The 19,576-nt window shown below is 61.5% G+C and carries 18 protein-coding genes; 9 read left to right on the top strand and 9 right to left on the bottom strand.

The annotated features are described in order from the left end of the window. Positions 1-35 precede the first annotated feature (35 nt). Positions 36-734, top strand: a complete 699-nt coding sequence (locus R0125_RS03135; RefSeq protein WP_248182068.1) for a crotonase/enoyl-CoA hydratase family protein — start codon at positions 36-38, stop codon at positions 732-734. On the opposite strand, the gene R0125_RS03140 is transcribed toward R0125_RS03135, so the two are convergent. From R0125_RS03140 to R0125_RS03150, 3 genes are read right to left on the bottom strand one after another with little or no spacing between them, the layout of a single operon-like run. Then, positions 700-1,674 carry a biotin-dependent carboxyltransferase family protein gene (locus R0125_RS03140; RefSeq protein ID WP_317237108.1) on the bottom strand — a complete coding sequence of 325 codons (975 nt, stop codon included), beginning with the start codon at positions 1,672-1,674 and terminating at the stop codon, positions 700-702. The genes R0125_RS03135 and R0125_RS03140 overlap by 35 nt on opposite strands. Next, positions 1,671-2,405, bottom strand: a complete 735-nt coding sequence (gene pxpB / locus R0125_RS03145) for a 5-oxoprolinase subunit PxpB (protein WP_317237109.1) — start codon at positions 2,403-2,405, stop codon at positions 1,671-1,673. The genes R0125_RS03140 and pxpB overlap by 4 nt, the downstream gene beginning before the upstream one ends. Then, positions 2,402-3,157: a 5-oxoprolinase subunit PxpA gene (locus tag R0125_RS03150; protein WP_317237110.1), complete on the bottom strand. Its 756-nt coding sequence runs from the start codon at positions 3,155-3,157 to the stop codon at positions 2,402-2,404. Before R0125_RS03150 ends, pxpB begins: the two co-directional genes overlap by 4 nt. Positions 3,158-3,246: 89 nt before the next feature. Here R0125_RS03150 and yeiP point away from each other — a divergent pair, with 89 nt between their 5' ends. Continuing rightward, entirely contained in the window at positions 3,247-3,813 is a 567-nt protein-coding gene (gene yeiP, locus R0125_RS03155) for an elongation factor P-like protein YeiP (RefSeq protein ID WP_248182064.1), read from the top strand. 5 nt (positions 3,814-3,818) lie between these two features. Beyond that, positions 3,819-4,310 (top strand): acyl-CoA thioesterase, encoded by a 492-nt coding sequence (locus R0125_RS03160; RefSeq protein ID WP_317237112.1) that lies wholly within the window; start codon positions 3,819-3,821, stop codon positions 4,308-4,310. A gap of 21 nt (positions 4,311-4,331) precedes the next feature. Here the strand turns inward: R0125_RS03160 and R0125_RS03165 are convergent, their stop codons facing one another. Continuing rightward, positions 4,332-4,784: an Lrp/AsnC ligand binding domain-containing protein gene (locus R0125_RS03165; RefSeq protein WP_248182062.1), complete on the bottom strand. Its 453-nt coding sequence runs from the start codon at positions 4,782-4,784 to the stop codon at positions 4,332-4,334. Between the two features lie 137 nt (positions 4,785-4,921). On the opposite strand from R0125_RS03165, the gene R0125_RS03170 reads away from it, so the two are divergent. Together R0125_RS03170 and putA are read left to right on the top strand one after the other, a co-directional pair. Next, positions 4,922-8,416, top strand: a complete 3,495-nt coding sequence (locus tag R0125_RS03170; protein ID WP_317237113.1) for an NAD-glutamate dehydrogenase — start codon at positions 4,922-4,924, stop codon at positions 8,414-8,416. A 169-nt stretch (positions 8,417-8,585) separates the two neighbouring features. Next, positions 8,586-12,215, top strand: a complete 3,630-nt coding sequence (gene putA / locus R0125_RS03175) for a bifunctional proline dehydrogenase/L-glutamate gamma-semialdehyde dehydrogenase PutA (protein WP_317237114.1) — start codon at positions 8,586-8,588, stop codon at positions 12,213-12,215. A 77-nt stretch (positions 12,216-12,292) separates the two neighbouring features. Here the strand turns inward: putA and R0125_RS03180 are convergent, their stop codons facing one another. Further along, positions 12,293-13,000 (bottom strand): lytic transglycosylase domain-containing protein, encoded by a 708-nt coding sequence (locus R0125_RS03180; RefSeq protein ID WP_248182059.1) that lies wholly within the window; start codon positions 12,998-13,000, stop codon positions 12,293-12,295. A gap of 183 nt (positions 13,001-13,183) precedes the next feature. On the opposite strand from R0125_RS03180, the gene R0125_RS03185 reads away from it, so the two are divergent. Beyond that, positions 13,184-13,987, top strand: a complete 804-nt coding sequence (locus R0125_RS03185) for an SDR family NAD(P)-dependent oxidoreductase (protein ID WP_317237115.1) — start codon at positions 13,184-13,186, stop codon at positions 13,985-13,987. An 82-nt stretch (positions 13,988-14,069) separates the two neighbouring features. Here the strand turns inward: R0125_RS03185 and R0125_RS03190 are convergent, their stop codons facing one another. Together R0125_RS03190 and R0125_RS03195 are read right to left on the bottom strand one after the other, a co-directional pair. Next, positions 14,070-14,246 carry a DUF1328 domain-containing protein gene (locus tag R0125_RS03190; protein WP_248182057.1) on the bottom strand — a complete coding sequence of 59 codons (177 nt, stop codon included), beginning with the start codon at positions 14,244-14,246 and terminating at the stop codon, positions 14,070-14,072. Between the two features lie 201 nt (positions 14,247-14,447). After that, complete coding sequence (locus tag R0125_RS03195) at positions 14,448-15,146, bottom strand: pseudouridine synthase (RefSeq protein ID WP_317237117.1); 699 nt, start codon at positions 15,144-15,146, stop codon at positions 14,448-14,450. A gap of 152 nt (positions 15,147-15,298) precedes the next feature. Between R0125_RS03195 and R0125_RS03200 the strand changes: the two genes are divergently transcribed. Together R0125_RS03200 and R0125_RS03205 are read left to right on the top strand one after the other, a co-directional pair. Beyond that, positions 15,299-16,195 (top strand): DMT family transporter, encoded by an 897-nt coding sequence (locus tag R0125_RS03200; protein WP_317237119.1) that lies wholly within the window; start codon positions 15,299-15,301, stop codon positions 16,193-16,195. 5 nt (positions 16,196-16,200) lie between these two features. Beyond that, positions 16,201-16,335 (top strand): hypothetical protein, encoded by a 135-nt coding sequence (locus tag R0125_RS03205; protein ID WP_282448322.1) that lies wholly within the window; start codon positions 16,201-16,203, stop codon positions 16,333-16,335. On the opposite strand, the gene R0125_RS03210 is transcribed toward R0125_RS03205, so the two are convergent. Then, positions 16,313-16,795 carry a DUF4112 domain-containing protein gene (locus R0125_RS03210; protein ID WP_317237120.1) on the bottom strand — a complete coding sequence of 161 codons (483 nt, stop codon included), beginning with the start codon at positions 16,793-16,795 and terminating at the stop codon, positions 16,313-16,315. The genes R0125_RS03205 and R0125_RS03210 overlap by 23 nt on opposite strands. A gap of 15 nt (positions 16,796-16,810) precedes the next feature. Beyond that, positions 16,811-18,481, bottom strand: a complete 1,671-nt coding sequence (locus R0125_RS03215; RefSeq protein ID WP_317237121.1) for a GMC family oxidoreductase — start codon at positions 18,479-18,481, stop codon at positions 16,811-16,813. Positions 18,482-18,775: 294 nt separating this feature from the next. On the opposite strand from R0125_RS03215, the gene R0125_RS03220 reads away from it, so the two are divergent. Beyond that, positions 18,776-19,564 (top strand): ABC transporter substrate-binding protein, encoded by a 789-nt coding sequence (locus R0125_RS03220; RefSeq protein ID WP_317237122.1) that lies wholly within the window; start codon positions 18,776-18,778, stop codon positions 19,562-19,564. Positions 19,565-19,576 lie beyond the last annotated feature (12 nt).

The raw sequence follows: 19,576 nt of genomic DNA on the forward strand, positions 1-19,576 counted from the left end.
CATCAATGATTCACCATCAGCAAGAGGACTGGCCCGTGACGGACCTGGTAGATTACAAACTGAACGACGGCATCGCGACCATCGTGATCAACAACGGTAAAGCCAATGCGCTCAGCCACGAGGTGTTCGAGGGGCTGAATGCCGCGCTGGATCAGGCCGAGCAGGACAAGGCCGTGGTTATCCTCACCGGTCAGCCGGGCGTGTTTTCCGCCGGTTACGATCTGAAGGAAATGCAGAAAGGTCCGAACGAAGCGGCGGCACTGGTCACCGTTGGGTCCAAGCTGACCCGCCGTCTGGCCGCGTTCCCGCTGCCGGTGATCGCCGCGTGCAGCGGCCACGCTATCGCGAAAGGCGCGTTTATCCTGCTCTCCGTGGATCACCGCATTGGCATTGAGGGGCCCTTCAAGCTGGGCCTGAATGAGGTTGCCATCGGCATGACCATGCATCACGCCGGTATCGAGATTGCCCGTCATCGACTGGCGCCGGCGCACTTCTACCGGTCCGTGGTGAACGCGGAGATCTACACTCCGGAAGGCGCCATTGCGGCCGGTTTCCTCGACGAAGTGGTGGCTCAGGACAAGCTGATCGAGCGCGCCAACGAGCTGGCCAGCCACTTCAAGACCCTGAACATGCGGGCTCACCGGGAAACCAAGGTGAAAGCGAAAGCCGATTACCTGTCATTGCTCGACCGCAGCATTGTCAAAGATGCGGAGAATCTCGGCCTCCGTGGCTGAGCCCGCAAAACTCCTCCCGAAACTGCCGGTATTGCCGCAACGTGCGATCAATACCGGCGGCTCTGAAACGCACCGTCTGCCCCGGCATGCACTGGGCCAGACGGCTGGCGGCCAGAGGCGTCAGGTTGCCGAGACGCGGGTAGCCACCAATGGTCTGGCGGTCGTTCAGCAACGCAATGGGCTGACCGTCCGGCGGCACCTGCACCGCACCCAGTGAAATGCCTTCGGAAACCAGCGAGGTGACTGAGCACTGCAGTCGCGGGCCGGTCAGGCGAACCCCCATCCGATCTGCGCGCTGATCCACCTGCCATTCGGCATTGAACGCATCGAACAGGCTCCTGCCAGTGAACGACGCTATCTGCGCGCCCGGAAGCAGGTCCAGCGTGGCCGGGAGGCGGTAATCCTGCTGTTCCGAGTGCGGTGCCATTCGCTGTGCGGGTGTGGCTAACGTGCCATACACGGTCAGCCCGTCCCCCTCACGCAACGGGGTTCCCCGGCCGTCAAAGCCTCCGATCTGTTCTCGTACCACGCACGCGGCACTGCCGAGCACGGCATCACCCCGGAATCCGCCCGCCACCGCCAGGTAAGCGCGCAAGCCGTTGATGGGTGTGCCGAAGGCCAGCGTATCACCGGCCCTGAGGTTCAGGGTTTGCCAGCGCCCAGCCGGGTGCCGATTGCAGGTGATGCTCAGGTCGGCGCCGGTCAGCGCAATGGTAAGGTCCCGGTCGGCGATAAGCACCAGGCCACCGAAGGTTATTTCCAGCGCCGCCGCGCCCCACGGATTGCCCGCCAGGTGATTGGCCCAGGCCCAGGCGTGCAGGTCGGCCGGGCCACCCTGGGTGACACCAAGGTGGCGCACGCCAAAACGGCCAGCGTCCTGCAGCAGCGCTAGCGGACCGGTGCGGGCTACACGGAATCCGTTCAGGCCACTGTCGCTCATCGGGCCTGCGCCGGGCCAGGCTGGCTGACCGCTTTGGTGTCGCCGCCCCGGGCCTCGAAGGTGGCTTGATCTACCGGCACGAAGCGTACCCGGTCGCCTACCTGAAGCAGGCTGAAGCCGTCGCGATCGCGGTCGAACAAGCGGGTGGGGGTGCGTCCGATCAGATTCCAGCCACCAGGGGTGGCCGCCGGGTAGGCGGCGGTCTGCTGGCCGGCAATAGCGACGCTGCCCGCCGGCACGTGTTGCCGGGGCGTGTCCAGGCGGGGGCAGATCAGCGCAGTGTCGAGCAAACCCATGAAGGCGAAACCGGGGGCGAAGCCCAGGGCGAACACGCGGTAATCCCGGGCGCTGTGCGCGTCAATCACGGCGTTCACCGACAGCCCGGAGAGTTCCGCCACCCGCTGCAGATCAGGACCGCTGCGCGGGTCATACCAGGTGGGCAGGCAGTGCTGTTTGCTGGTGGCTCCGGCATCCGCGGGTTCGAGCCGGGCGAGAATGGCTATCAGTTTCTGTCTCGCGTCACAGGGCGTGAGGCGGAACGGGTCAAACACCACCAGCAGCGTGGTGTAGGAGGGCACCAGATCGACGAGGGTGTCGCCGAATTCGGTTTCGCATTCCCCGGCCAGGGCCGCCAGCCACAGCAGGTTGTTTTCCTCGATGCGGTCAAACAGCCGCACCATCCAGCCATCCAGGCCGGCCCGCTCAAGACACGGCAGGCGTAACGATTTCATGCCGGTCCTTGCAACGTCGTGAGCATCTGGCGGATGGCGCGCACGGAAGCCACCGACTCTTTATTGTCTCCGTGCACGCACAGGGTATCCGCCTGCAGAATCAGGTCACTGCCGTCGCTGGCAGTCAGGGGGAGCCCGCTGGCAATTCGCCGGGCCTGCTCAAGGATCACGTCGGGGTCATGGTGCACAGCGCCGGCCTCGGCCCGGGATACGAGCCGGCCCTCGCCGTCGTAGGCGCGGTCGGCGAAGGCCTCAAACCACAGTGTGATGCCATGCTCCTGCGCCAGCGCGCGGATCTCGCGGGTATTCCGGGTGGCCAGTGTCATCAGCGGCAGGGTCGGGTCGTAGGCCTTGATGGCCCGGGCCACCGCACCGAAGATCTCCGACGTGCGGGCCATGTCGTTGTAGAGGGCACCGTGGGGTTTCACATAGCGCACCTCGGTGCCCTCGGCACGGCACATGGCGGCCAGCGCGCCCACCTGATAGAGCAACAGGTTCTCGATTTCCGCCGGTGAACAGGCCATGGCGCGCCGGCCGAAGCCCACCAGATCCGGGTAGGCCGGGTGGGCGCCGATGCCCACGGAATGTTCAGCGGCGAGGCGCACGGTGCGCCGCATCACGTCCGGGTCGGAGGCGTGAAAGCCACAGGCAATGTTCGCCAGGTCGACTTCCGGCATCACGTCATGATCCAGCCCCATCACCCAGGGGCCGAAACTTTCCCCCATGTCGGCGTTCAGCAGTAACGTTTTCATGGTGTCCTCTCTGTGTCTCTCGATTCTCGCACCGCTTCATGATATATCAGCACACCTATTGTCCCATTTTTTGTTTGGAAGCTTCAGACATGCCGAAAGCCAGTGAAATCAAGAAAAACTCCGCGGTCGAGTATGAGGGCCGAGCCTATTTCGTGAAGGACATCGAACGCTCGGTGCCCCAGGGCCGTGCCGGTGGCAGTCTGTACCGCATGCGCCTGTACGATGTCGTCACGGGGGCCAAGCTGGATGAGACCTTCAAGGACTCGGACATGCTCAGCCTGGCGGACCTGGTGCGTCGGCCGGTGTCGTTCTCTTATTCTGACGGTGACGAATACGTGTTCATGGACACCGAGGACTTCACCCAGTACAGCCTGAACCGTGAGGCCATTGCCGAGGAGCTGCTGTTCATCAGCGAGGAGACCCAGGGCCTGATGGCGGTTCTGGTCAGCGATGCACCGGTGGCGCTGGCCCTGCCGCCGACCGTGGACCTCGAGATTCTGGAAACCGACCCGTCGGTCAAGGGCGGCTCGGCCACGGCACGCACCAAACCGGCGAAAATGGCCACCGGGCTGGTGATTCAGGTGCCCGAGCATATTTCCACCGGCGATCGCATCAAGATCAACGTGGACGAGCGTCGGTTCCTGGGTCGGGCCTGATTGTCATGACCGATCGAACCTCCAGACCCGTCTCTGCCTCCGCCATCGAGAAACACGTCTACAAGGTGTTTCCCAATGACATGAATGCTCACGATACGGTGTTCGGTGGCATGATCATGGCCAAGTGTGACCGGCTTGCGCTGGTGGTGGCAGAGCGCCACTCGGCTCATGTCTGCGTCACCGCGGCGGTGGACTCCATCCATTTCCGCGCGCCCGCCAAGGGCAACGACACCCTGTTGTTCAGCCTGGCGCTGAATCGCAGCTGGGGCTCATCCATGGAAATCGGCGCGCGGGTGGAAGCGGAAAACAGCTACACCGGCGACGTGCGCCACATTTTGTCGGCCTTCTTCACCTTTGTGGCCCTCGATGAGCATGACAAGCCGGTGGATGTGCCGCAAGTGATCCCGGAAACCGACGAGCAGAAGCGCCGTTATGACAATGCCGAGATCCGTCGGGAAGGGCGCCTGGAAACCCGCAAGAAGCTCTCCAGCCGCTGAGCCCTGAACGCTGGCACGGAATCAGAGGCCAGCGTCCCGGACGTTCTCCATGACCACGAAGGTGCTGGTTTGCAGCACGTGTGGCAGGGCCGAAATCTCCTCACCGAGCACCTGCCGGTACTCCGCCATGTTGCCGGTCCGCACCTTCAGCAGGTAATCGAAATTGCCGGCAATCATATGGCACTGCTCAACAGCGGCAATCTGTTTCACCGCCTTGTTGAAGGCCGCAAGGGCACTGCTGCTGGTGTCGTTCAGAGTCACCTGGGCAAAGGCGATGTGACTGAGGCCAAGCTTGGTCTGGTTCACCAGCGCGGTATAACCCGTGATATACCCCTGATCCTCCAAACGCCGCATCCGCACCTGGCAGGGGGTCTTCGACAGGCCAACCCGGGACGCCAGTTCGGTGACGGTAATCCGCGAATTCTTCTGCAGTTCACGAATAATGGATTGATCGATTCTATCCAATTCGGCCATGTTACCGGTTCCAGGCTGGATTAACGGCTGATTCCTGCATTCAATATAATCAAAAAACCTTTTATTCGAAACACTATGGTCAAAGCGACTTTCTGGCCTTGGTTATACTGGGCTGATCACCAGACCGGAGAGTTTCGATGACCGATGCCCGCACACTACAAAAACAAACCCTGCTGGAACAACTTGCGGATGTCCTCCAGGATCAGGCTCCTGACAACGATGAGTCGCTGGAGCTGCGGGAGATTGTTGCCCGCATGGTCCAGGAATCCCGCTCCTGGGACGACGATCTGCACGGTGAGCTGGTGCGTTGTTTCGGGGCATCCATCGGTGGCAGCTACGCCCGGGTATTCAGTGGTGGTTTTCCCTCTGCCTACCGCGCCCGCTTTTCCGTTGCCGAGGCCATAGCGGATATCCAGCAGGTCCAGTCCATCGCCGTCAGCTCGGACGTGCCCATGCGCTTTTATCAGCCGCGGGATCCCGGCGAATCCGGTTGTCATTTCAAGCTTTATAGCGAGGGGCACCCGGTTGTGCTGTCGGATGTGATTCCGATCCTCGAAAACCTGGGCATGCGGGTTCTCGGAGAGCATCCGTACCGGATTCGTCGCCGTGACGGCGGGATGTTCGGTGTCAGTGATTTTACCGTGGAGGTTCACGCCCGCTGCGCCGGGACCGATCTGAACGCGGTCCAGCCGCTGATGCAGGCCGCGTTCCGTGAAATCTGGAACGGTTTTGCCGAGAACGACGATTTCAATCAGCTGATCATGATGTGCGGGCTTGGCTGGCGGGAGGTTGCCCTGCTCAGGGCGTATGCACGATACAACAAGCAGATCCGTTTCGGTTTCAGTCAGGCGTTCATCGCCGACACTCTGGCTCGTCATCCGGGCATCACATCGCGTCTGGTGTCTCTGTTCCAGGCCCGCTTCGACCCGGATTTACCGGCCCGGGAGGCGCGGGTCGAACAGGTTGAGAGCGACATCCGGGAGGCGCTTGAGGCCGTTGAGAGTCTCGATGATGATCGTATCCTGCGGCGGTTCCTCGTGCTTGTTCGGGCCACGCTCCGCACCAACTATTTTCAGCGTCACGAGGACGGCGGGTTTCTGGGTTATCTGTCACTCAAGCTGGACCCCACGTCGATCCCTGACGTACCCAAACCCCGCCCGAAATTCGAGGTGTTCGTGTATTCTCCGCGGGTAGAAGGGGTTCACCTGCGGGCCGGTCCGGTGGCCCGCGGCGGTTTGCGCTGGTCGGACCGCATCGAGGATTATCGCACCGAGATCCTGGGCCTGGTGAAGGCGCAGCAGGTCAAGAACTCGGTCATCGTGCCGGTGGGCGCAAAGGGCGGTTTTGTGGTCAAACGGCCGCCGTCGGATGCCTCACGGGAGGAGTTCCGGGCCGAGGGTGTGGCCTGTTATCAGACTTTTATCCGTGGCTTGCTGGATATCACCGACAATCTTGATGATGGCGTGGTGGTGCCCCCTGCGAATGTGGTCCGCTACGACGGCGACGACACCTACCTGGTGGTCGCGGCCGACAAGGGCACGGCGACATTCTCCGATATCGCCAACGCCCTGGCCGCCGAATACGGTTTCTGGTTGGGGGATGCCTTTGCGTCCGGCGGCAGCGAGGGTTATGACCACAAGAAAATGGGTATTACCGCCCGCGGAGCCTGGGAGTCGGTCAAACGCCATTTCCTGGAGCTGGGTATCGATACCCAGCGCGATGAATTCACCGTAGTCGGTATCGGTGACATGGCGGGCGATGTGTTTGGCAACGGCATGCTGCTGTCGGACCGGATTCAGCTGGTGGCTGCGTTCAACCATCAGCACATCTTTGTGGATCCGGCGCCGCAGGCTGCGGTCGCTTTTGCTGAGCGCAAGCGCCTGTTCAACCAGCCGGGGTCGACCTGGGCCGACTACGACACCCGCCTGATCAGCGAAGGCGGCGGTGTCTTCCCACGAACCCTGAAGTCCATTCCCGTGTCGCCGCAACTGCGGCGACTGCTGGGTATCCGGTCGCAGGCGCTGGCGCCCTCCGAGTTGATCAGTGCACTGCTGAAAGCACCCGTCGACATGTTGTGGAACGGGGGCATTGGCACCTATGTAAAAGCGGCATCCGAATCCCATGAAGATGTGGGCGATAAAGCCAACGACGCGGTGCGAGTGAATGCCGATCAGCTGCGCTGCAAGGTGCTGGGGGAGGGCGGAAACCTGGGCGTGACCCAGCGCGGCCGGATTGAATTTGCCCGGCTTGGCGGGCTGGCCAACAGCGACTTCATCGACAATGCCGGGGGCGTGGATTGCTCGGACCATGAGGTCAACATCAAGATCCTGTTGAATGACCTGGTGCATCGCCAGCGCATGCCGCTGATGCAGCGTAACCGCATGCTGCGGGCCATGACCCCGGAGGTGGCCACTCTCGTGATTGCCAACAACTACCGCCAGGCCTTGGCCCTGAGCATGGCGCAGGCCAGCGCTGTGGTAGCGGCGGATCAGAATGAGCGGCTGATGCGCCGCCTGGAGTCCGAGGGCAAGCTGGATCGGGCGCTGGAATGCCTGCCGTCGGATGATGAGCTGCGGGCTCGGCGGGCACTCGGCGCCGGGCTGACGCGTCCGGAGCTCGCGGTGCTGGTGTCCTACGCCAAGATCGAGTTGAAACAGGCCCTGGTGGCATCCCCCATCGTGCACGATCCGCGATTCAATGCCGCCCTTCATTCGGCTTTTCCCGCGTCATTGCTGGCCACGTTTCCGGAGGCGGTGAACGGGCACCCGCTGCGAGCGGAGATCGCGGCAACGCAGATTGCCAATGATCTGGTGAATCGCATGGGCATCACCTGGTTCGACCGGGTTCGCAGCGCCACGGGCGTGGAGGCGGGCCAGATTGTGGCGGCCTACCTGATCTCCCTGCGGATACACGACGTAGACGCCCAATGGATAGCTATAGAATCGCTTGATAAGGATATCCATGCCGAAATGCAGGCGGGGCTTCTTGCCGACGCGGTGCGGCTGGTCACACGCAGCACCATCTGGTTGCTGCAAAACCACCGGCAGGGACTGGACCCGGTGTCCTGTGTGGATCAGTACCGCGAGCCTCTCGCGGACGTCCTGGTATCCGGGGAGCGACTTGCCTCGGTGATCCCTGCAAGTCGGTGGCAGGAACGCTATGATGAGTATGTGAGGAACAATGTACCGGAAGGCCTGGCGGCCTGGTGCGCCTCGGCAGAAAGCCGTTACTGGTTGATGGACATGATCGAGATCAGCCGACACGCGGGCGAAGCACTGGAAACCGTGGCCTGGGTGTATTTCAGGTTGGGGGAGAGCCTGAATCTGATCTGGCTGGACAGACAGATGCGGGGGTTTCGCGCCCAGGGACACTGGCAGGTACTGGCAACCCTTCACTACCGCGATGAGCTGGATCATCAGTTGCGGAACCTGACATCCGGTGTGTTGTCACGGCGGGAGTCGGACAACGATTCGGCGGAACAGTGTCTGGCGGCGTGGTTTGACGACAAGCAGGTGGTGCTCGGCCGGTGGGAGAAGATGCTCAATGATATGCAGTCCGCCAACGATGTGGATTGCGCCGTGTTCTCGGTAGCGCACGGAGTGCTGAGGGAGCTGGCCCTGCAGGCAGGTTGAAAGAGGAGGCAGGTAAAGCGTCTGAATATTACCGGTACATGAGAATTAGTTTAGTTTTTTCCCCGGCGAAAAAAGACGCAATGGCATGCTAGTCTGGATTTTACAGGCAAATTGTCTTTGTTGATCTCGGTAGAATGCCGGAGAGACAAACAACCAAGAGGGTACAACTATGAGACCGCAGCAATCCGTGACGCCGGAGCTCGTTGATAGCCGGCAGTCGATTCGTGAGTATTATCTCGCTGACGAGTACACCGTCATTCAGGAGATGATTGCTGGCGCTCAGTTGTCCCAGGCCGAGCGTGAGGCCATTTCTGCCCGCGCCGCCGACCTGGTGCGCAGCGTCCGCAAGAACGCCAGATCCACCATCATGGAAAAGTTCCTGGCGGAATACGGCCTCACCACCAAAGAGGGCGTTGCGCTGATGTGTCTGGCCGAAGCGTTGCTGCGAGTGCCTGACAACACCACCATCCACGAGCTGATCGAAGACAAGATTACCTCCGGCGCCTGGGGTGCCCACGTAGGCAAGGCGTCCTCGCCGCTGATCAACACCGCTACCGTTGCGCTGCTGATGACCAGTAACCTGTTGAAGGACTCCGAGCGCAATACCATTGGCGACACCCTGCGGAAACTGCTTAAACGCTTCGGTGAGCCGGTGGTGCGCACAGTGGCGGGTCAGGCGATGAAGGAAATGGGGCGTCAGTTCGTGCTTGGTCGCGACATCGGGGAAGCCCAGGACGAAGCCAAAGAGTACATGGCCAAGGGCTACACCTACTCCTACGACATGTTGGGGGAGGCCGCTCGCACCGACGACGACGCCAAGCGCTATTACGAATCCTACTCCAACGCCATCGACAGCATTGCCAAGAGCTGTGAGGGCGACGTTCGCAAGAATCCGGGGATTTCCGTCAAACTGTCCGCGCTGCTGGCGCGCTACGAGTACGGCAGTAAAGAGCGGGTGATGAACGAGCTGCTGCCCCGTGCCCGCGAGCTGGTGAGAAAGGCTGCCGCCGCCAACATGGGGTTTAATATCGACGCCGAAGAACAGGATCGTCTTGATCTGTCGCTGGATGTAATAGAGGCCCTGGTGGCCGATCCCGAGCTGGAGGGTTGGGACGGATTTGGCGTGGTGGTACAGGCCTATGGCAAGCGCGCCTCGTTCGCACTGGACTGGCTCTACGGTCTGGCGGAGAAGCACAATCGCCGGTTCATGGTGCGCCTGGTCAAAGGCGCCTATTGGGATGCGGAAATCAAACGTGCCCAGGTGATGGGGCTGGATGGCTTCCCGGTGTTCACCCGCAAGGCCTGCAGCGACGTGTCGTTTGTCTCCTGTGCCACCAAGCTGCTGAACATGGCAGACCGGATTTACCCGCAATTTGCGACCCACAACGCCCACTCAGTGTCGTCGATCCTTGAGCTTGCAAAAGCTCGCGGCGTGAAAAACTATGAGTTTCAGCGTCTGCATGGCATGGGTGAGTCCCTGCACGACGAAGTGCTGAAAGTGAGTGGTGTGCCTTGTCGTATTTATGCCCCGGTCGGCCCGCACAAGGATCTGCTGGCCTACCTGGTGCGTCGTCTGCTGGAGAACGGGGCCAACAGCTCGTTCGTTAACCAGATTGTGGACACCCGCATCACGCCGGAGGACATTGCCAAGGACCCCATCGACAGTGTGGAGGAAATGGGCAGCAAGATCTCCAGCAAGGCGATTGTGCACCCGTTCAAGCTGTTCGGGGAGCAGCGCCGCAATTCCAAGGGTTGGGACATTACCGATCCGGTGACGGTGAAAGAGATTGATGACGGTCGTAACGCATTCCGGGATTACCGTTGGAAGGGTGGCCCGGTGATGTCGGGTGACGTCGCCGGCACGGAGGTGCAGGTGGTGCGTAATCCGGCCAATCCGGAGGATCTGGTCGGTCATGTTACCCAGGCGAACGATGCCGACGTGAGCACTGCGATCGGTGCTGCGGTTGCCGGTTTCCGCAGCTGGTCTGCGACCCCGGCGGAAGAGCGCGCCGCCTGCGTGCGCAAGGTGGGTCTGCTCTTCGAGGAACACGCCCATGAATTGTTCGCGCTGGCCACCCGCGAGGCGGGTAAATCCCTGCTTGATGCCATTGCCGAGATTCGCGAAGCGGTGGATTTTGCCGAGTTCTACGCCAACGAGGCGGTGCGTTACAAAGACAGCGGCGAGGCGCGGGGCGTGATCTGTTGTATCTCGCCCTGGAACTTCCCGCTGGCGATCTTCTCCGGGCAGATCCTGGCGAACCTGGCAGCCGGCAATACCGTGGTGGCCAAGCCTGCGGAGCAGACATCCCTGATTGCCGTGCGCGCGGTGGAACTGATGCACCAGGCCGGTATCCCCACCGATGCCATCCAGCTGGTGCCGGGTACCGGCGCAACCGTGGGTGCAGCGATGACATCCGATTCACGGGTGGCCGGCGTGTGCTTCACCGGGTCCACCGCAACGGCCCAGCGTATCGACAAGGTTATGGCCGACAACATGACGCCGGACGCGCCGCTGGTGGCGGAAACCGGCGGTCTGAACGCCATGATTGTGGACTCCACCGCGCTGCCGGAGCAGGTGGTGCGGGATGTGCTGGCGTCTTCGTTCCAGAGCGCCGGCCAGCGCTGTTCGGCCCTGCGTATGCTGTATGTCCAGAAGGACATCGCCGAGAACCTGCTGGAGATGCTGTACGGCGCCATGGAAGAACTGGGCATCGGCGATCCCTGGCGGCTGTCCACCGATGTGGGGCCAGTGATCGATGAGAATGCCCGCAAGAAGATTGTTGACCATTGCGACCAGTTCGAGCGCAAGGGCCGTTTGCTGAAGAAACTGAACGTGCCGGAGAAGGGGCTGTTTGTCTCGCCGGCGGTGCTCAGCGTGAGCGGCATAGAAGAACTGGAAGAGGAAATCTTTGGCCCCGTTCTCCACGTGGCGACGTTCGAAGCCAAAAACATCGACAAGGTGGTGGATGCCATCAACGCAAAGGGCTATGGCCTGACGTTCGGTATCCACAGCCGCGTTGACCGCCGTGTCGAGCGCATTTCCAGCCGCATCAAGGTGGGCAATACCTACGTCAATCGTAACCAGATCGGTGCCATTGTGGGTTCTCAGCCGTTCGGCGGTGAAGGGCTGTCTGGTACCGGTCCGAAGGCGGGTGGGCCGCAGTATGTGCGTCGCTTCCTCAAGGGCAGTGCGGTTGAACGCGCGGCCGGGTCGGGTGCCAAAGCCATCGATATCAAGAAGCTGGAAAGCCTGATCGGCAGCGTCAAGGACGTGAAGCCCCTGAAACCGGAGGCTCGGATCGAAGCTCTGACGCCGATTTTCGGCCAGGTGCCTGCACCGCTGGACGCCCATGCCGAGGAACTGCCGGGACCGACCGGTGAATTGAACCGATTGAGCAATCACGCCCGTGGTGTTGTGGTGTGCCTGGGGCCAGACCAGCAAACGGCACTGGAACAGGCAGCCACGGCGTTGTCCCAGGGCAACCAGGTGGTGGTGATCGCGCCGGATGTGGAAGACACCGTCGCCCGGGCTGCGAAAGCCGGCCTGCCCATAGCGGGTGTGAATGGCTTGCTGGAGCCCTTGGCGCTGGAGCAGGCGCGGGGATTCACTGCGGTTGTCAGCTGTGCGGAAGCGTCGCTGTTGCGGGAATATCGCCAGGCACTGGCGAAGCGGGACGGTGCCCTGCTGCCGTTGATCACTGAGCACACCCTTGACCAGCGCTTTGTGATCGAGCGCCACCTGTGCGTCGACACCACAGCGGCCGGCGGTAACGCCAGTCTGATTGCGGCGTCGGAGTAAAGTCTGACCGGCGGGAACCTGTGCCCCAGGGATCGGGGCAAAGCGCCCCGCAATCCTTTCCCGAGCGGCGCTGCGCTCTAGTTCGCGGCGTAGCGTTCGTGCAGTATGCCCACCCGTTCAACGTAGGCCTTGGTTTCGGCGTAGGGCGGTATGCCCCCGTGGCGCCCGACCGCACCCGGACCGGCGTTATAGGCCGCGGTAGCCAGCCGGGTATCCCCATTGAAACGCTTGAGCATCCGGGCCAGGTAATCGGCGCCGCCACGAATATTTTCAGCCGCGTTCATCGCATTCGTCACTGCCAGCTCCCTCGCCGTGCCGGGCATCAGTTGCATCAGTCCCTGCGCGCCCTTGGGCGAAACCGCTGCGGCATTGAACGCAGATTCGGCATGAATGACGGCCCGGACCAGGGCGGGGTCGAGGTCAAACTGGCGGGCCGCCGTCTCGATTTCATCCCGGTAGGGCTTCAGGAAAAGGGGGGTGGTGCGCCAGTCGACCCGTGATTCGGGATCGCAGGCGTAGCAGTGAAAGCGGATCACATCAAAGTTGGCATCGGCCGGCCGGCTGCTGCTGTAGGCCACCACGCCGTTGCTGTCGCGGTAGCGATAGACCACTTCGTTTTTGCTGGAGGCGCGGGGGCTGCCCGCGTTGCTGTTGACGTTGGTGTATTCCACCGACCCGTCGGGGTGAACCACGCGTTTCACAGTGTCGCCCAGCGTCGGGGCGCTTATCAGCGTCAGCCACGCCGCTACAATCAGTGAGCCCGGGATTCGTTTACTGCTGGTCATTGCGCACTCACATCTGCCCTGAACGAAGTCTTTCTTATCAACGGCAAGTATACGTCCTTGTGTCGCGTATGAAACGTAACGGTTCGTGTACTTATCCGCAAATGTGATGGCGGTTCCGGTCATTGTAATCCCGCGGGAGCGGCTCTACTCTGCAAAATCAACAACAACGACAGGGCAGGGAACATGAGGCTAGCGGGAAAAACCGTGGTGATTACCGGGTCATCCAGCGGTATCGGTGCGGTGGCGGCCAGGCAGTTGGCCGGTCTGGGGGCAAAGGTGTGCCTGGTGGCGCGTCGGGAAGAGGAACTTGCCGAGGTGCAACGGGCCATCGTGGAAACGGGTGGGCAGGCCTGGATTTACCCGGCCGATCTGACCGACGAGGCATCGCTGGATCAGTGCGCCCTGCGCATTCTTGACGATCATCCGCAGGTCGATGTGCTGGTGAACAATGCGGCGCACTCGATTCGCCGGCCTATCACCGGTGCACTGGATCGTCTCCACGATTACCAACGTACCATCAACATCAATTACATTGCCGCGGTCGGCCTGACCCTGAAGCTGCTGCCACGGATGCTGGAGCAGGGCAGTGGGCAGGTGGTGAACATATCCACCCTGTCCTCCCAGGTGCCGATTCCGCTGTTCTCCGCCTACCTTGCCAGCAAGGCTGCACTGGAGTCTTTTTCCCGGTCGCTGCTGGCGGAACTGGGTGACAGGGGCATTGATGTGACGGTGGTGTATTTTCCGATGGTGCGCACACCGATGTCGTCGAGAACCAGCATCTATCGCCACATGCCGATGATGGATGTGGAAAAAGCCGCGGGGTGGATCGTGAAGGCGGTCCGGAAGAAACCGGCCCGTGTTGGCAGTCCGCTTGGCACCGTGGGCAGTCTGGCGCTGGCGGCTTTGCCCGGTCCGGTCACGCGGCTGACTCAGCCAGCGTTCCGCCAGATGGACCGCTTGCTGAAGCAGAAAATGGGTCGCGATTAATACAGTGAGCTAGGGACACTGCCAACTGCTCGTCGGTTGTGGCGTGAGCAGTTGGCAGCCTGCGGACCTGCTGAAGCGGTGGCTATATTTTCGGGCCCTTGCCCCGCATGGCGTTGGCCACCAGAGAAATCACCAGCAGGATCAGAAAGATGAAAAACAGAATTTTCGCAATGCCTGCTGCTGTGCCGGCAATGCCGCCAAAGCCCAGCACGCCCGCAATGATTGCGATCACAAGACACACGACAGCCCAATAGAGCATATCCTTTCCTCCTTTAATGGCTTCGCTTATCAACGTGGCACAGCTTTCTGTTTTGCACAAACGGCGACACTCGGCCGGCCATGGGTCAGACCTTTCTGCCGTTTTTAACGCTCTGTTTCTGAAAGATATATACTGTTTATTGGCGCACTATTACGCTTTCATAAGTTACGGTGTTCGCGGTCGACATGCGGACGTGGTGGGTTATTCCGGAACGCAAAGTGTCTCTTCACGGAGTAGAGACCGGTAGTCACCCGGAGCCAGCGCCGGATCCAGGCGAATGTCGCCCATCTGCTCCCGGTGCAAGGCGGTGACGCGGTTACCGATGGCGTGGAACATGCGCTTGATCTGGTGGTAACGGCCCTCGTAGATGGTGACCCGGGCTTCGTTGCCACCCAGAATCTCCAGGCTGGCCGGGGAGGTGCGAAGCTGCTCGTAGTCGAACCAGATGCCCTCGGCAAAACAGCGGGATGTGTCCGCTGTAATCGGATGGGCGGTCGTCACCCGATATACCTTGGGCAGCTTGACGCGGGGCTCGGTCAGGCGGCGCGACCAGTTGCCGTCGTTGGTCAGAATCAGCAGACCGGTCGAGGCGCGGTCCAGGCGCCCGGCGATGTGCAGGTCAGTGTGGAGCTCCGGGGGCACCAGTGCCAGCACGGTGGGGTGGAGATCGTCCCGGGTGGCGCTGAGGTAGCCTGCGGGTTTGTGCAGCATCAGATAAAGGGCGGATTGCCCGGGCTGGATTACCCGGCCATCCACCCTGACTGTTTCGAACCGGTTCACGTCCCGTGCGGCGTCACTGCATACCCGGTCATCGATGGTGGCGCGGCCAGCGGCAATCAGCGCGTTGGCGCGCTGGCGACTGACACCGTTCTGGTTGCTGAGGATGCGTGAGAGTTTCATGGCGCAGATGATAGCCGTTTGCCACCCCGGGTCCCAGCACAGCTGGTGGCCAACCTGTGTTGGTTCTAAAGGTGGCATTCTGTATCTGTAATGATTGCCTGCTGACAACTACAGTAGATAGATCCTGAACGTTGTTCATTCCGGTGAGTTCCATGCGATCCCTGTTCTTTACCTATCTTGTTCCGGCTCTGTTTGTGTGGCTGTGGAGTACCGGTTTTATCGGTGCCAAGTACGGGCTGCCCTATGCCGAGCCTTTCACATTGCTGCTGATCCGCATGCTGTTGACGCTCGCGCTGCTGGCGGGGCTGGCCTGGGTGATGAAAACGCGCTGGCCGGGTTGGCGCAGTGCCGGGCATCTGGCGGTGACCGGGTTGCTGGTGCACGGCTGTTACCTGGGCGGCGTTTACTATGCCATTCAGGGTGGCATGCCATCGGGCATTGTGTCGTTGATTGTCGGGCTACAGCCGCTGGTGACCGCGGCGGCCGCTGTGGTGATTCTCAAGGAGGGCGTATCGGGTCGGCAGTGGCTAGGGCTGGGGCTGGGGCTGATCGGGGTGACTCTGGTGTTGCTGGAGAAGTTCGCCGGCGACCGGGTCGGCAGTGCCGGCTTTCCGCTCTGGACGCTGGTATGGGCGGGCTTCTCGCTCACCGGTATCTCGCTCGGCACGGTTTACCAGAAGCGCCACGGCACCCAGGCCGACCTGGTCGCTGGCACCCTGATTCAGTACAGCGCCGCGGCGGCGTTCTTTGCCCTCGGTGCCTTCACCCTGGAAACCCGGGAAGTGACCTGGTCACTGCAGTTGCAATTGTCCATGGCGTGGCTGATTCTCGGGGTATCCATTGGCGCTATTCTGTTGCTGATGTGGTTGATTCGCCAGGGCGCCGCGTCCCAGGTGGCGAGTCTGTTCTACCTGGTGCCGCCGGTCACCGCGCTGGAGGCATTCTGGCTGTTTGATGAGCGTCTGGGCGTGCTGGCGATGACCGGCGGCGCCATATCGATTGCCGGCGTTGCACTGGTAGTGACCCGGACAGCGACAAAAAGGACCTGAACGCAATGATCGGGAACCGCGGTGTGCGTTTGTGCCTCGAGCGGGAAGCCACCCTCGCCGTGCTGGCGGCCCCGCTCACTCCGGGTCATCGGCCGGTCGGTGATAACCAGTGCCGGATCAGCCTGACAGCAGCGGTATGATCAGTCCGGTGGTGATGGCCAGCAGAACGATAAGGAAAACCAGTTGCTTCCAGGGAAAGCTCGGCGCGGGCGGGGTCTGCAGTTCCTTCTCCAGGTATTCCCGCAGGATACGGGTGTTGCGGGTGTTGGCCTTGTAGACGATGTCGAAGGCGTCACCCACCACCGGCACCATGCCACCAAACGTCTCGATCAGCATGTTTTTCACCATGTGCGCTTTGATCCGTTTGCTGGCTCCGGCCCGTTGGGCTTCCAGTAGCACATACAGCGACAGCACCAGCCCGATGATGTCGCCGATCACCGGCACCAGACCGATGATCGGGTCCAGCCCCAGACGGATGCCGGTGAAAGGGATACGGAATGCCGTGTCGGTGATGCGGGAAAACCTGTCCAGACGGGCAAGGGTCGCTCGCTGTCTTGATTCGAGATCCGAGCTGCCTGTGGCGGTTTCCCCATTGTCCATGTGTCCCTCTCCTGATCATTTATTCGCCAGAATCCACGCTGCGGCTTTTTCCGCGATCATCAGCGTGGGCGAGTTGGTGTTGCCACTGGTGATGGTGGGCATGATACCGGCATCGACCACCCGCAGGCCATGAACACCCCTGACACGGAGGTGAGAGTCCACCACGGCCATCGGGTCGTCCGCACGCCCCATACGGGTCGTGCCCACAGGATGGAAGATGGTGGTGCCGATGTCACCGGCCAGGCGGGCCAGTTCGTCATCGGTCTGGAACTGAACGCCGGGTTTGTATTCTTCGGGCCGGTAGCGCGCGAAAGCCGCTTGCCGGGCGATCCGACGGGTGACCCGCAAGGAGTCGGCCGCCACTTTACGGTCCTCTTCAGTACTTAGATAGTTGGGAGCGATGGCCGGTGCCGCGCGGGGGTCAGCGCTGCGGATGCGCACCGTGCCGCGGCTGGCGGGATTCAGATTGCACACGCTGGCGGTGATGGCGGCGAAGCCATGCAGGGGCTGACCAAAGGCATCCAGGCTGAGGGGCTGCACATGGTATTGAATGTTGGCGAAATCAAACTCCGGGGAGCTGCGGGTGAAGATGCAGAGCTGGGAGGGTGCCATGCTCATGGGGCCGGAGCGTTTGAGCAGATACTCGAGACCGATCCTGGCCTTACCAAGCAGCGAGCTGGCCATGGTGTTGAGGGTGTTGGCACCGTGCACCTTGTACACCGAGCGGATTTGCAGGTGATCCTGCAGGTTTTCGCCCACCCCGGGCAGATCCGCCACGACCGGAATCCCGTGCTGGCCCAGCAATTCGGCTGGGCCAAGCCCGGACAACTGCAGCAACTGGGGTGAACCGATGGCGCCTGCGGACAGAATCACCTCGCGGGTCGCTCGTACCCGTATCTCTGCGGCATTCGGTGCCGACAGTCGCACGCCGCTGCAGCGGGGTGCGTCACCGTTGTGGGTGTCCATTTCAAGTCCCAGCACCTGAGTGGAATGACGAACGGTCAGGTTGCGGCGTTTGGCGGCCGGTCGTAAAAACGCTTTCGAAGTATTCCAGCGCCAGCCGGCCCGCTGATTGACCTCGAAGTAGTCCACGCCCTCGTTATCGCCCCGGTTGAAATCCCGGGTCCGCGGCACGCCGGCCTGCACCGCAGCCTCGGCGAAATCCTCCAGCACCTGCCAGTGCAGGCGTTGATGCTCCACCCGCCACTCACCACCGTGGCCATGGAACTGTCCATGGTGGCCGTCTGCATCACCGCCGTCGTCCAGACGGTAGTGATCTTCATGACGCCTGAAATCCGGCAGGCAGTGCTCCCAACGCCAGGCGTCGTCACCAGTCACCTCGGCCCAGTGGTCGTAGTCTCGTTGCTGGCCGCGGATGTAGAGCATGCCGTTGATGCTGGAGCAGCCCCCGAGGGTCTTGCCGCGGGGATAGATCAGCGAGCGGCCATTCAATCCCGCTGCCGGCTCGGTACGGAAGCGCCAGTCGGTGCGTGGGTTGTCGATGCAGTACAGGTAGCCAACGGGAATATGGATCCAGTGGTAGTTGTCCCGGCCACCGGCTTCGACCAGCAGCACCCGGTTCTCCGGGTTGGCGCTGAGGCGATTGGCCAGCAGACAACCCGCGGTTCCGGCACCCACAATGATGAAATCGAAGGTTTCCGATTCCGCTTGTGTGTTATCCGTCATAGAAGAAGCCTGTTCGTTATTGTTGTGCAGTACCGGATGTTTTAACTGAAAACGTCGCGCATTACATTACGGCGTTGGTTGAATCCTTGTGTGAACTGAGCGCCATTCCCGGCGTAAACGTTAACTGTGGCCTCGCCGGAGCCCGGATACGTTTTGTGACTGACATTCGATCCGTATCAGGTAATGATGTCGGGATGGCATAAACGATCAGAAGCGCTGACAATTTATGCCAGTGCATTACTTATGCACCTATTCCATAACAGACAAACCCGCTTCGTCAAAAGGGATAAAAGAATGTCTTACCCAATGACACCGTCCATGACCGGAGTCCGCAGCGCCCTGCTGTGTGTCCTGGCCTGCCTGCTGATACTGGCCGGCCGTGCCAGCGCCTCCGAACGGCTGTACATTTTCACAGAGAATTACCCTCCGTATAACGAGACCAGAACGGGCAAGGGATTTGCGCACAGTGAGGAGGACATCACCGGTATCTGCAGCGAAATGGTGAAAGCCATGCTGGCCAGGGTGGACTACGACTACGTGATCAAGATGCGTGACTGGAGTTATGCCTACAGCTGGGTCCAGGGGCGGGAAAACCACGGATTGTTCTGCACCGCGCGCACCGATGAGCGGGAGGAACAGTTCCAGTGGGTGGGCCCGCTGGCCCCGATCAAGTGGACCCTGTTCGCTGCCCCGGGCTCTGACATCACGCTGACGTCTCTGGAAGACGCCAAGGATTACCGGATTGCCGGTTACAAGGGCGATGTCATGTCCGACTACCTGGTCAGTCAGGGGTTTGAGGTGGTGATGAGCGTGTCCGGTGACGTGAACCCCCGTCGCCTGACGCTGGGCGAGGCGGATCTGTGGGTGACCGACGGTCTGGTCGGGCCCCAGGTGGCGCAGGATGAGCATGGAATCTCCGATCTGCTGCCGGTGCTGACCTTCCGGGAGACTCCCATGTATCTGGCATTCAGCAACGAAACCGATCCTGCGGTGGTCGAGGAACTGCAGGCGGCACTGGATGCTGCGCGTCGAGACGGCGAGCTGGACGGCCTGGTCAGTCAGACCGCTCCGGCCGCGGAGTGAGGCAACAGCCTG

The organism is Marinobacter sp. M-5 (genome assembly GCF_032911545.1).
Lineage (GTDB): Bacteria > Pseudomonadota > Gammaproteobacteria > Pseudomonadales > Oleiphilaceae > Marinobacter > Marinobacter goseongensis.

Coding starts and splice junctions, on each gene's coding strand:
- R0125_RS03160 (WP_317237112.1), top strand. CDS start 3,819: ATGACCGATCGAACCTCCAGACCCGTCTCTGCCTCCGCCATCGAGAAA.
- R0125_RS03220 (WP_317237122.1), top strand. CDS start 18,776: ATGTCTTACCCAATGACACCGTCCATGACCGGAGTCCGCAGCGCCCTG.
- R0125_RS03215 (WP_317237121.1), bottom strand. CDS start 18,481: ATGACGGATAACACACAAGCGGAATCGGAAACCTTCGATTTCATCATT.
- pxpB (WP_317237109.1), bottom strand. CDS start 2,405: ATGAAATCGTTACGCCTGCCGTGTCTTGAGCGGGCCGGCCTGGATGGC.
- putA (WP_317237114.1), top strand. CDS start 8,586: ATGAGACCGCAGCAATCCGTGACGCCGGAGCTCGTTGATAGCCGGCAG.
- R0125_RS03200 (WP_317237119.1), top strand. CDS start 15,299: ATGCGATCCCTGTTCTTTACCTATCTTGTTCCGGCTCTGTTTGTGTGG.
- R0125_RS03170 (WP_317237113.1), top strand. CDS start 4,922: ATGACCGATGCCCGCACACTACAAAAACAAACCCTGCTGGAACAACTT.
- R0125_RS03150 (WP_317237110.1), bottom strand. CDS start 3,157: ATGAAAACGTTACTGCTGAACGCCGACATGGGGGAAAGTTTCGGCCCC.
- R0125_RS03180 (WP_248182059.1), bottom strand. CDS start 13,000: ATGACCAGCAGTAAACGAATCCCGGGCTCACTGATTGTAGCGGCGTGG.
- R0125_RS03195 (WP_317237117.1), bottom strand. CDS start 15,146: ATGAAACTCTCACGCATCCTCAGCAACCAGAACGGTGTCAGTCGCCAG.
- R0125_RS03210 (WP_317237120.1), bottom strand. CDS start 16,795: ATGGACAATGGGGAAACCGCCACAGGCAGCTCGGATCTCGAATCAAGA.
- R0125_RS03205 (WP_282448322.1), top strand. CDS start 16,201: ATGATCGGGAACCGCGGTGTGCGTTTGTGCCTCGAGCGGGAAGCCACC.
- R0125_RS03190 (WP_248182057.1), bottom strand. CDS start 14,246: ATGCTCTATTGGGCTGTCGTGTGTCTTGTGATCGCAATCATTGCGGGC.
- R0125_RS03140 (WP_317237108.1), bottom strand. CDS start 1,674: ATGAGCGACAGTGGCCTGAACGGATTCCGTGTAGCCCGCACCGGTCCG.
- R0125_RS03165 (WP_248182062.1), bottom strand. CDS start 4,784: ATGGCCGAATTGGATAGAATCGATCAATCCATTATTCGTGAACTGCAG.
- R0125_RS03185 (WP_317237115.1), top strand. CDS start 13,184: ATGAGGCTAGCGGGAAAAACCGTGGTGATTACCGGGTCATCCAGCGGT.
- yeiP (WP_248182064.1), top strand. CDS start 3,247: ATGCCGAAAGCCAGTGAAATCAAGAAAAACTCCGCGGTCGAGTATGAG.